A 12453-nucleotide genomic window follows, 5' to 3' on the forward strand; every position below is an offset into this window, starting at 1 on the left:
AGAAAGGACAAAGCACGCTGTGAGAACAAGAAAAGAGGCTTTTTCAGAAAGGAATGGTTCTCATGGCAATTAGTAGAAAAGACCCAAAAGGAAGAAAATTAAGAGAGGGCGAAAACTGGCGTAATGATGGAAGATACAGCTATCGTTATACAGATGTAAGAACAGGCAAGAGATTGACAGTCTATGCACAAGATTTACCAGAGCTTCGGGAAAAAGAGAAGCAGATTGCAAAGGATATGGAAGATAATATATTGACAGACGGAGCAATCAAAAAAATGACGCTTAACACGTTGTTTGAGCGTTATATGGCAACTCGTGAGCTGGCTGATACTACAAGAGTTAGTTATGTTCGTGCTTGGGAAAACAGAGTAAAAGACGAGATTGGAAATATTAAAGTTGTTCAGCTTTTACCCTCACATATTAAAGCGTATTATGCGAAGCTTTCCAAAGCTGGATATGCTTATTCTACAATCAAGTATATTCATAACCTGCTTTATCCTGCATTAGAAATGGCTGTTGATGATGATATTATCCGAAAGAACCCTGCAAAAAGTTCCATTAGCGATTATGGAAAACCAGCAGAGGAAAAAGAAGCCTTAACAGTTTCTCAACAAGAAAAGTTTATGGAGTTTGTAAAACAGAGCAATGTCTATAACACATATTATCCTATGTTTACCATAATGATTGGTACGGGGTTAAGGTGTGGGGAGCTTATTGGTCTTACATGGAAAGATATAAACATCAAGGCAAAAACGGTTAATGTAGACCACCAGCTCATTTATAAGAATTTAGGCGACGGTTGCAAGTTCCATATCTCAACACCAAAAACGGAGTCGGGTATTCGTATTATACCTATGACACAAGAAGTTGCAAAAGCCTTTGAGGAACAAAGGAAAATCAATTTCATGCTTGCAAAGGATAAGAGCATTGAGGTGGACGGGTATTCGGGGTTTGTCTTTACAGCGAAATCGGGCAGACCGCTTATGCCGAATGGCGTAAATAGTGTTTTATATAACATTGTAGACGCATATAACAAAACCGAAGTAGAGAGAGCAAAAAAAGAGCATAGGAAAGCAGAACTGTTACCAAAGTTTTCAGCTCATGTAATGCGTCACACAGCTTGTACCAGAATGGCAGAGTGCCGTATGGACGTAAAAGTTCTTCAATATATTATGGGACACGCTCATATAGATGTAACAATGGAAGTGTACAATCATATTGGAGAGCTGACAAGGATTGAAAATGAGATTGCAAGACTAGATAGTATGGTGTTAAATGCTTGACACCACAAAAAGAAAAATTGGTGTCAAATTGGTGTCAAAACAGAAAAAATCACAATTTCAAAAGAAATAAGATACTGCAAACCATTGATTTTAAAGGTTTTGAAAAAAAATAACAAAAATATTAGCACTCACCTCTTGACAGTGCTAATAATGCGTGCTATAGTACAGATAGAACAAAGGAAGGGGAACGAAAAGAAAGGTTCGCCAGAGAGTGTTCCGAACGTATTATGAGTGTTTGAAAGGAGACAGGACTTATGTTAATGCCTAGTATTTTTAATAATAATTTATTTGATGATGATTGGTTTGGATTTCCGTTTTACGGATATGCAGATAAAGCAGAGAACAGAGCAGAAAAGAAGCTCTATGGACATCATGCGAATAATCTGATGAAGACAGATATCAAGGAAATGAAAGATGGATATGAACTTGAGATTGATCTTCCAGGGTTCAAGAAAGATGAAGTTACTGCAGAATTGAAAGATGGTTATCTGACAGTCAGTGCAGCGAAAGGTCTTGATCAGGATGAACAGGAGAAAGAAACCGGCAGGTATATCCGCCGTGAACGTTACGCAGGAGCATGTCAGAGAAGTTACTATGTTGGTGAAGATATCACAGAAGAAGATATCAAAGCAGAATTTAAACATGGTATTCTGAAACTCTTTGTTCCGAAAAAAGAAGCAAAACCAGCGGTAGAAGAGAAGAAATATATCACAATTGAAGGTTAATATAGAAGATAAATTTCCCCCGGAGAGCAATCTCCGGGGTGTTTTACAGGCAGGAGGTGACAGAACATGGCAGCAAAGCGGGATTACTACGAGGTGCTCGGAGTAGCAAAGAATGCAGATGAGAAGACAATCAAAAAAGCTTACCGGAAGATGGCAAAGAAGTATCATCCGGATACCAATGCCGAAAATCCGGATGCAGAAAAGAAATTCAAAGAAGTAACAGAAGCCTATTCAGTACTGAGTGATCCGGAAAAGAAGAAGATGTATGACCAGTTTGGACACGCCGCATTTGACCAGTCTGCAGGAGGCAGCTATCAGGGCAGTGGATTTGGAAATGGTTTCCAGGGATTCAAAAGTGGTCCTGGAGGATATCAGGAGTATCATTTTACAGGAAATGCAGATGATATTTTCGGAGATATGTTTAAAGATATCTTCCATGGAAGCAGCAGTAAAAGCACAGATGGTTTCGGAGGTCATGGTTTTCACAGAAGCAGTTTCTATGACGATGGATCCGGATTTGGTGGCTTCGGAGGATTTGGCGGTCACGGGTCAGCAGGCTTTGATCAGAAAGGACAGGATCTGAATGCCAGTGTATCTGTTACATTTGATGAGGCAGCATTTGGATGTGATAAAAGAATTACTCTGCAGGATCAGAGCGGAAAGGCGCAGACACTTGAGGTGCATATTCCGGCAGGAATTGACAGTGGAAAGAGTATAAGACTTCGTGGAAAAGGGATGCCTGGAACCGGAAAAGGCGGTGCAGGAGATCTGCTTCTGAAAGTAACTGTTCAGCCAAAAGCCGGATATGAACGAAAAGGTATGGATGTTTATACAACGGTCAGCATTCCTTATACAACGGCTGTGTTTGGTGGAGAAGCAAGGGTGCATACCCTGTATGGTGATGTGATGTGCAAGATTAAAGAAGGAACACAGTCAGGAAGCAGGATTCGTTTAAGAGGAAAAGGAATCGTTTCCATGAAGGATGCAAATGTCCATGGTGATCAGTATGTAACGGTACAAATTCAGGTTCCGAGACATTTAAATGCAGAAGCAAGACAGAAACTGATGGAATATAAGAAAGCCGCTGCCGGAGGAAGATAAAGGATCCGGGGCGTTTCATATAGATGGGACTCAGAAAATGAGTTCTATGATTTGACAGGGAAGTAAAAATTTGTATAGATTTAGCACTCGACTCTTGACAGTGCTAACAACAAGTGCTATAGTTCGAGTAGAACAAAGATAGCAAGGCAAAGGAGGGACTCATGTTATGAATATCAATAAATTTACACAAAGTTCTATGGCGGCAGTACAGAACCTTGAAAAGATTGCGGCAGATTATGGCAACCAGGAAATTGAACAGGAACATCTTCTGTATTCTTTGCTTACAATAGATGACAGTCTGATTCTCAAGCTGATTGAGAAGATGGGCATTACAAAAGAGACGATGATGAACCGTGTGGAAGAGCTTTTACGGAAGCGTCCGAAAGTACAGGGCGGTCAGATGTATATTGGTCAGAATCTGAATAATGTGCTGATCCATGGCGAGGATGAGGCAAAGCAGATGGGTGATGAATATGTATCGGTTGAGCATCTGTTCCTTGCACTTCTGAAATATGCGAACCGTGAGATCAAAGGCATGATGAAGGAGCTTGGAATCACAAGAGAGAGTTTCCTTCAGGTACTTTCTTCGGTAAGAGGTAATCAGCGAGTAACCAGTGATAATCCGGAAGCTACTTATGATACCTTGAATAAATATGGAGAAGATCTGGTAGAAAAAGCCAGGGAGCAGAAGCTGGATCCGGTCATCGGACGTGATGCAGAGATCAGGAATGTGATCCGTATCTTGTCACGTAAGACAAAGAACAACCCGGTTCTGATCGGTGAACCTGGTGTAGGTAAGACAGCAGCAGTAGAAGGTCTGGCACAGCGTATCGTGCGTGGTGATGTACCGGAAGCTTTGAAAGATAAAAAAGTATTTGCACTGGATATGGGAGCACTGGTTGCAGGTGCCAAGTATCGTGGTGAATTTGAAGAGCGTCTGAAAGCAGTTTTGGAAGAAGTCAAGAACAGTGATGGAAACATCATTCTGTTTATCGATGAGCTGCATACCATTGTAGGTGCCGGAAAGTCAGACGGTGCAATGGACGCCGGAAATATGTTAAAACCAATGCTTGCCCGTGGTGAGCTGCATTGTATCGGTGCGACAACTCTGGATGAGTATCGCCAGTATATTGAAAAGGATGCCGCTCTGGAACGTCGTTTCCAGCCGGTTATGGTGGATGAGCCTTCAGTTGAGGATGCCATTTCTATCCTTCGTGGATTGAAAGAGCGTTATGAAGTATTCCATGGTGTCAAGATCACAGACAGCGCACTGGTTGCGGCGGTTACTCTGAGTAACCGTTATATTTCAGACCGTTTCCTTCCGGATAAGGCAATCGACCTGGTTGATGAAGCATGTGCATCCATTAAGACAGAGCTGGATTCTATGCCGACAGAGCTGGATGAACTGAACCGTAAGATCATGCAGCTGGAGATTGAAGAAGCCGCTTTGAAGAAAGAGGATGACCGACTGAGCAAGGAAAGACTGCAGAAACTGCAGGAAGAACTTGCCGAAGAACGGGAAAAATTCGCAAAGCAGAAAGCACAGTGGGATAACGAAAAACATTCTGTTGAACATGTACAGAAGATCCGTGAGCAGATTGAACAGCTGAACCGTGAAATCGAAGCAGCTCAGAGGAGTTATGATCTGAACAAGGCAGCAGAGCTTCAGTACGGACGTCTTCCACAGTTGCAGAAACAGCTGGAAGAAGAGGAAGCAAAGGTAAAAGATGAAGATCTGTCACTGGTTCATGAAAGTGTTACCGATGATGAGATTGCCAAGATTATTTCCCGCTGGACTGGTATTCCGGTTGCAAAATTAAACGAAAGCGAGAGAAGCAAGACACTGCACCTTGCAGATGAACTTCACAAACGTGTCATCGGACAGGACGAAGGCGTTACGAAAGTAACCGATGCAATCATCCGTTCCAAAGCAGGAATCAAAGATCCGACTAAGCCGATTGGTTCCTTCCTCTTTCTTGGACCTACAGGTGTAGGTAAAACAGAGCTTGCAAAAGCACTTGCCGAGAATCTGTTTGATGATGAGAACAATATGGTGCGTATCGATATGAGTGAGTACATGGAGAAATATTCTGTGTCCCGTCTGATCGGAGCGCCTCCGGGATATGTCGGATATGATGAGGGCGGTCAGCTTACGGAAGCCGTTCGCAGAAAACCGTATTCCGTAGTGCTTTTCGATGAAGTAGAAAAAGCACATCCGGATGTATTTAACGTACTTCTGCAGGTACTGGATGACGGACGTATCACGGACTCACAGGGACGTACCGTTGATTTCAAGAATACGATCTTGATCATGACATCGAACATCGGATCTTCTTATCTGCTGGATGGTATCGATGAAAATGGCGATATCAAACCAGAGGCAGAGGAGATGGTCATGAATGATCTGAGAGCACATTTCAGACCGGAATTTCTGAACCGTCTGGATGAGACGATTATGTTCCGTCCGCTGACGAAAGATAATGTCTACTCTATCATCAGCCTGCTTGTCAATGATATCAATAAACGGCTTGCAGATAAAGAACTGAGGATCGAGCTTACTGAAGCAGCCAAACAGCTTGTAGTGGAAGGCGGATATGATCCGACCTATGGTGCAAGACCATTGAAGAGATATCTTCAGAAGAATGTTGAAACCGAGGCAGCTAAACTGATCCTGGAAGGAAATGTTGGCAGCGGAGATACGATCCTGATCGATAATGTGGATGGAAAACTTACAGCAAGGATCAAGCAGCACTTAAGAGAAGTATAAGATAAGGAAAATAGATGGATATGAGCAGTAGGACAATGAAAAAAGGTTTTGTCCTACTGCTTTTTCGGTTAATAAAATTTCAGATCTGTGAAATAATGTGAGTAAAGAGAAAAAACTAGGAGGACACATTATGAGCGGAATGAAATTTGAAAAAGAAATCTTTATGAAGTATTTGATCGAGCGGGAAGCATCGGAGGCAACAAAGAAGAAATATATGACAGATGTAACGACTTTTTATTCCTATGCAGCAGAAGCGGAAGAAATAGATAAGGAACTTCTGCTTGCTTACCGGGAGTGGCTGATGCAGCATTATGCAGTAAGCAGTGTAAATTCGATGCTTGTGGCACTGAATCAGTATTTACTTGCCGTTGGGCTTGGAAAATGGAAGCTCCGCAGAGTCCGTGTACAGGGCTGTAATTCAAAGATGATGGAAAGAGAACTGCAGAAATCCGATTATATCAAACTGGTGCGGAAAGCAAAAGAGCAGGGAAAGGAACAGCTTGTAATGATTATGGAGACGCTTGCAGGGACAGGAATCCGGATCAGTGAGCTAAGATATTTTTCAGTTGATAGTGTTCAAAGCGGAATCGTGAAGGTGTGGAATAAAGGAAAATACAGACCGGTTATTTTAACGGATCAGTTGAGAAAAAGACTGTTGTATTATATAAGAAAAAACAGGATTCAAAAGGGAAATGTGTTTATAACGAGATCGGGTCATGAAAAAGACCGGTCGAATATATGGAGAGAATTAAAACAGCTTGCAGTAAGTGCGGGGGTGGAAACCGAAAAAGTATTTCCGCACAATTTTAGACATATGTTTGCAAGAATTTTTTACAGGGTTACTGGGAATCTGTTGCAGCTTGCGGATATTCTGGGACACAGCAGTATCGAGGTGACAAGGATTTATGCTTCGGATGGAATTATGGAATGGAAAAAGAGCATGGAAATGTTAGAGATGCTTGTAGAATGACGACATAATGTTAATTATGTTGTAGTTTTCGATATAGGTATTTTGACTCGAAAATATGAAAATAAAAAGGAAAAAATAAATGTTTTACATAATTAAAGTGAAAGGACTGTTTTGTATTTTTGTAACGATTTTTAATGTTGACAGTCTTTGTAATACAGACTAGAATATAGTTGGACTGAGTTTGGACGATTTATATTACAACATAATTAACATTATGTAGAAAAGAGGGAACATATGGAAAGAGATATATTTGATGATATGATAAAGAGAGTGGAATGTTCATATGTATCCGATCTGAGATACAACAAAAAAATAGTAGAATCCAAGCTGAAAACGATGGATTTAAGTTTATATGATGAGAAGCAGCTGGAAGAATTTGCACAATATGTATTTAACTGTGGATGGAGTGAAATTGGCGGTAAGCTTGATAAATAAAAGATAAAATAATGAAAATGGATGCGGGATATGATAAAATGAATATCATATTCCGTATTTTTTGTGTATACGATGAGCCAAGTGCAGATTTGTGCTTGCACAAGGATCTGCATTTGTCGAATGTACATCACCTGGCTGTTAAGCGAGATGGTGTACAAAGTATACAAATCGAGCAGGAGTCAGCCTGCTCGATTATTTAGAGAGAGGAGACAGCAGGAATGTCACACATCATTTTCCATATAGATGTCAATTCAGCCTACCTTAGTTGGACGGCAGTAGAACAACTGAAAAATGGTGCCGATGTGGACATCCGTACGATTCCCGCGATCATCGGCGGTGACAGAGAATCACGCCATGGGATCGTATTGGCGAAATCTCCTTCGGCAAAGAAATTCGGCATCCGGACGGGAGAGCCGGTGGTAAATGCGTTCCGCAAGTGTCCGAATCTTCATATGGATCCGCCAAATCACAGGATGTACAGGGAGTATAGCCGGAGACTGATGGATTTCCTGAAAACCTATACACCGGAAATCGAGCAGGTCAGTGTGGACGAGTGCTATATGGATTTTACCGGAATCGCACAGCGTTTTTCTTCGCCGGTGGAGGCTGCGTATGAAATCAAAGCCCGGGTTTATGAAAAGTTTGGGTTTACCGTGAATGTGGGAATTTCGACAAACAAGCTTCTGGCAAAAATGGCATCAGACTTTGAAAAACCAAACCGTGTCCACACTCTTTTCCCGGAAGAGGTCAAGGAAAAAATGTGGCCGCTTCCGGTGAGTGAGCTTTTTATGGCAGGGAAGTCCAGTGTGGCGATTCTGGAAAAGCTGGAAATCCGGACAATTGGTGAGCTTGCGCAGACAGATCCGAAGCTTCTGGAATTCCATTTGAAAAGTCATGGGAGAACGCTGTGGGAATTTGCGAATGGAATCGGTGATGCAAAGGTGCAATCCGAGGAGACCGCAGCAAAGGGTGTCGGTAATTCCACCACACTTCCAAAAGATGTGGAAAAGGCAGAGGATGCAAAAAAGGTTCTATTTTCTCTGGCAGAAAGTGTGGGAAAGAGACTAAGGAAAGCAGGGCAGAAAGCCAATATGGTTAGTGTGGAAATCCGCTACAGTGATTTTCAGAATGTATCTCACCAGAAGCAGCTTGGCAGAGCATCCGGTGCAGATCAGGTGATCTACGAGGCGGCCTGCAGTCTGTTCGATGAGTTGTGGAACGGTGAGCCGATCAGATTGCTTGGTGTTCGCACAGCGAAGCTTGTGGATGAAGATGAACCGGAGCAGTTAAGCCTGTTTGACCTGCAATTCGAGGTGAAATCTGAGAAGCCGAAGAAGAGCATGGAAAAGCTGAAAAAGCTCAGTGCGGCAATGGGAGAGATCCGCGGAAAGTATGGGGCGGATGCGGTGATACGAGGCAGTGTTCTGGAGCAGAGAGAAAAAGAGAAGAAATATGAAAAGAAACAGTTCTGAAAATTTTCCGGGAAACTTTCAGAGCTTTCAGAGCTGTTTCCGTGTCTTGACACCTAAAGAATCCCTGGAGTATAATGAGATGATATGTAGAAATATAAGGGGATAGAAAGGAGCTTCTTTAAACAATGGAATTTAAAGACAGAGAATTTATTCCGGTACTGCTTGGTGGAGATATCAATACTTACAGTGTTGCCCGCGCATTTTATGAGCAGTATCAGGTGAAGACATATATATTTGGAAAGTTTGCAACAGGACCGAGTTACGGAAGTAAGATCATCGAATATCATCCGAATCCGAAGATTGATACGGACGATTATTTTCTTCAGACAGTCAATGGATTTGCAAAAAAGCATAAAGACAAAAAGATTATGCTCATCGGATGTGGTGACAGTTATGTGGCGCTGATCAGTAAGCATAAGGCAGAGCTTGAGAAAAATATTATCGCACCATATATCGATTTTGATCTGATGAACAGTCTGCAGCAGAAAGAGACTTTCTACAAGTTGTGCGAAAAGCATGGGGTAGATTATCCGGGAACGATTATTTACGATCAGTCCATGGGACTGGATTTTGAGATGAATTTCCCGTACCCGGTAATTTTAAAGCCGTCTGACAGTATTTCTTACTGGGAGCATCCGTTTGCAACCCAGAATAAGATCTACACGATCAAGGACAGAAAAGAACTGGAAAAAGTAATTCGGGATATCTATGGGGCAGGTTATACAGATAAACTGATCATCCAAGATATGATTCCGGGAAATGATGAATATATGCGTGTTCTGACTTCTTATTCTGACCGGAATGGAAAAGTTAAAATGATGTGTCTGGGACATGTACTCCTGGAAGAACACACACCACACGGACTTGGAAATCATGCAGTTATCATCACAGAGCCAAACGAAGAGCTGATGATGAAGGTGAAGAATCTGCTGGAAGATTTGCACTATGTAGGATTCTCCAACTTTGATATCAAGTATGACAGGCGTGATGGCAAATACCGTTTCTTCGAGATCAACACCCGCCAGGGACGAAGTAATTATTATGTGACAGGATCTGGATTCAATGTTGCAAAATATGTAGTAGAAGAATATGTTTACGGAAAAGAACTGCCGCTTGAATTTGCAAAAGAAGAACATCTCTGGATGACAGTACCGAAGGCAGTTGCTTTCAAATATATCAAAGAAGAAGCAAACCGTGAGAAGATGAGACGCCTTCTTAAGGAAAAGAAGATGGTCAATCCGGTATTTAAGAGAGGTGATTTTAAACCAAGACGTTATCTTGCTATGGTGAAGAATCATCTCAGACAGTTTGGTAACTTTAAGAAATATTACAGCTAAGAGAAGCTGAAACAGGGAGAATGATATGCTGAAAAAATTAGGTGTTATCGGCGGAATGGGACCGGAGGCGACAAGTTTTTATTATGCAAGAGTGATCGCGAGGACAAAGGCGGAGAGTGATCAGGAGCATATCAACATGATCATTTTAAGTCATGCGACAATGCCGGACAGGACACAGGCAATCCTTACAGGAAATAAGCTTCCGTTTCTGAAAGCAATCACACAGGACGCAAGAGATCTGGAGATGCTGGGAGTGGAAAATATTGCGATTCCGTGCAATACCTCGCACTATTTCCTGGAAGATATCCAGAAATCTACAAGTGTTCCGATCATCAATATGGTAGAGGAGAGTGTCAGATATGTAGTAGAGGCTCATCCAAAAGTGAAGAAGATCGGGATCATGGGAACAGATGGAACGATGCAGGCAAAGACTTACCACCGAGCCTGCGAAAAATTTGGAATCACACCGGTAGTTCCGGGAGAAGCCTGCCAGAAAGATGTGATGTCGCTGATCTATGATGATATCAAAAAAGGAAAGCCGGGAGACAAGAACAAATTTGACCGTGCCTATAATGATCTGAAGGCAAAAGGCTGTGATGCAGTAATTCTTGCATGCACAGAGATTTCGGTATTCAAAGAATATTATCAGGTACCGGCAGACTGCATGGATGCAATGGATGTTCTGGTAAGAGAATCCATCATCAGATCCGGCGCAGAGTACCGGGAATAATACCGGAAAGAATATAAGGGAGATAAATACCAGATGGAAAAATACACATTACAGGAGTACGCAAATCTGTTACAGAACCTGCGTATGATGAAAGAATTTTATTCAAATGGGGAAGAAGAAAAAAACGTAGGATATCTGACCTATGATTCCAGAGAGGTGACGGAAGGGACATTGTTTATTTGTAAAGGTGCGGCATTTAAGGCTGAGTATCTGGATGCAGCGATCGAAAAAGGTGCGATTGCTTATGTCAGCGAAGTAAAATATGAAACGAAAGAAGATGTTCCATATTTTCTGGTAGACGATATCCGTAAGGCGATGCCTCCACTTGCAGAGAAGTTCAATAATGCACCGTGGAAGAAACTGACGATCACCGGAATCGGCGGAACAAAAGGAAAATCCACTTCTGCTTACTATATGAAAGCAATCGTGGATGATTATATGGAAGCAACCGGTGGAAAGGAAAGTGCAGTCCTTTCTTCAATCGATATTTATGACGGAGTGATCAAGAAAGAATCCCATATTACTACGCCGGAGTCGGTAGAATTGCAGGAGCATCTGCGCCATGCCGTAGAAAGTGGTATTACATTTGCCGAGATGGAAGTATCTTCACAGGCGTTAAAATACAATCGTGTCGATAACATGCAGTTTGATGTGGGAATTTTTCTGAATATTTCAGAGGACCATATCAGTCCGATCGAGCATCCGGATTTTGAAGACTATTTTTCGTCTAAACTGAAAATTTTCGGAAAATCACGTTACGGAGTTGTGAACATGGATGCAGATTTTGCAGACCGTATTCTGAAAGAGTCAAAGGTCTGTGAGAAGGTGCTGACGTTCAGTACAAAGAATCCGGAAGCGGATGTTTATGGTTATGAGATCCAGAAAGACGGACATGAAACGGTATTTATGGTAAAGACAGAGCTGTTTGATGAAGAATTCCGTCTGACGATGCCGGGACTTTTCAATGTGGAAAATGCACTGGCTGTCATTGCGGCATCCATTCTTCTTGAAATCCCGAAGGAGTATATGCACAGCGGTCTTTTGAGGGCAAGATCCAGCGGACGTATGGAGCTTTATGGAAGTGCAGATAAGAATCTGATCGCTGTTGTGGATTATGCACACAACAAGCTTAGTTTTGAAAAGCTGTTCTCTTCAATAAAAGATGAATATCCGGATTATAATATCGTATCGATCTTCGGATGCCCCGGAAAGAAAGCATTTATCCGGAGAAGAGACCTTGGAACGGTAGCGGGTCAGTATGCGAAAAAGGTTTATCTGACAGCGGAAGATCCGGGATATGAGCCGGTAGAGCAGATTTCCAAAGAAATCGCACAGTATGTGGAAGCACAAAACTGTCCGTATGCCATGATCGAGGATCGGGGAGAAGCAATCAAAGCAGCGATGGATGAAGCAGAGGGAAAGACTATTTTCCTGATTACCGGAAAAGGAAATGAGACAAGACAGAAATATGGCTGTGAGTATCTGGACTGCAAATCAGATACACAGTATGTTAAAGAATATCTTGCCGAGTATGATAAAAAGCATCAATAGAAACTGAGAGATGGGTGGGGGTTCCTGCAAACGCACAGGATGCGTGAAAACGAAAGCAGGAAATCCACCCATTTTATATATT

At 42.1% G+C, this 12453-nt stretch carries 10 protein-coding genes; all 10 read left to right on the forward strand.

From position 1 onward, the window contains the following. Positions 1-62 precede the first annotated feature (62 nt). The 10 genes from PGZ10_RS07045 (at position 63) to PGZ10_RS07090 (ending at position 12371) form a co-directional block, all read left to right on the forward strand. On the forward strand, positions 63-1283 hold the full coding sequence (locus tag PGZ10_RS07045) for a tyrosine-type recombinase/integrase (protein WP_009243513.1): 1221 nt from the start codon (positions 63-65) through the stop codon (positions 1281-1283). A 254-nt stretch (positions 1284-1537) separates the two neighbouring features. Beyond that, positions 1538-2008 (forward strand): Hsp20/alpha crystallin family protein, encoded by a 471-nt coding sequence (locus PGZ10_RS07050; protein ID WP_008370865.1) that lies wholly within the window; start codon positions 1538-1540, stop codon positions 2006-2008. Between the two features lie 66 nt (positions 2009-2074). Then, on the forward strand, positions 2075-3109 hold the full coding sequence (locus PGZ10_RS07055; protein WP_270540983.1) for a DnaJ C-terminal domain-containing protein: 1035 nt from the start codon (positions 2075-2077) through the stop codon (positions 3107-3109). Positions 3110-3275: 166 nt separating this feature from the next. Beyond that, positions 3276-5876 (forward strand): ATP-dependent chaperone ClpB, encoded by a 2601-nt coding sequence (gene clpB, locus PGZ10_RS07060; protein ID WP_008370859.1) that lies wholly within the window; start codon positions 3276-3278, stop codon positions 5874-5876. 130 nt (positions 5877-6006) lie between these two features. Next, the gene (locus PGZ10_RS07065) at positions 6007-6846 is read left to right on the forward strand and encodes a tyrosine-type recombinase/integrase (RefSeq protein ID WP_118217602.1); all 840 of its coding nucleotides are present in this window, start codon (positions 6007-6009) and stop codon (positions 6844-6846) included. 234 nt (positions 6847-7080) lie between these two features. After that, a complete protein-coding gene (locus PGZ10_RS07070; protein ID WP_055158251.1) occupies positions 7081-7281 on the forward strand; it encodes a hypothetical protein in 201 nt (66 codons plus the stop codon). A gap of 218 nt (positions 7282-7499) precedes the next feature. Further along, positions 7500-8753, forward strand: a complete 1254-nt coding sequence (locus PGZ10_RS07075; protein ID WP_055158263.1) for a Y-family DNA polymerase — start codon at positions 7500-7502, stop codon at positions 8751-8753. Between the two features lie 125 nt (positions 8754-8878). Then, positions 8879-10090 (forward strand): carboxylate--amine ligase, encoded by a 1212-nt coding sequence (locus tag PGZ10_RS07080; protein ID WP_055297612.1) that lies wholly within the window; start codon positions 8879-8881, stop codon positions 10088-10090. Between the two features lie 25 nt (positions 10091-10115). Continuing rightward, entirely contained in the window at positions 10116-10820 is a 705-nt protein-coding gene (locus PGZ10_RS07085) for an aspartate/glutamate racemase family protein (protein WP_008370818.1), read from the forward strand. Between the two features lie 33 nt (positions 10821-10853). Then, the gene (locus PGZ10_RS07090; protein ID WP_008370817.1) at positions 10854-12371 is read left to right on the forward strand and encodes a Mur ligase family protein; all 1518 of its coding nucleotides are present in this window, start codon (positions 10854-10856) and stop codon (positions 12369-12371) included. Positions 12372-12453: the final 82 nt, after the last annotated feature.

Origin of the sequence: Coprococcus sp. AF102-57 (assembly GCF_027686195.1) — a bacterium.
GTDB classification, from domain to species: domain Bacteria; phylum Bacillota; class Clostridia; order Lachnospirales; family Lachnospiraceae; genus Allocoprococcus; species Allocoprococcus comes.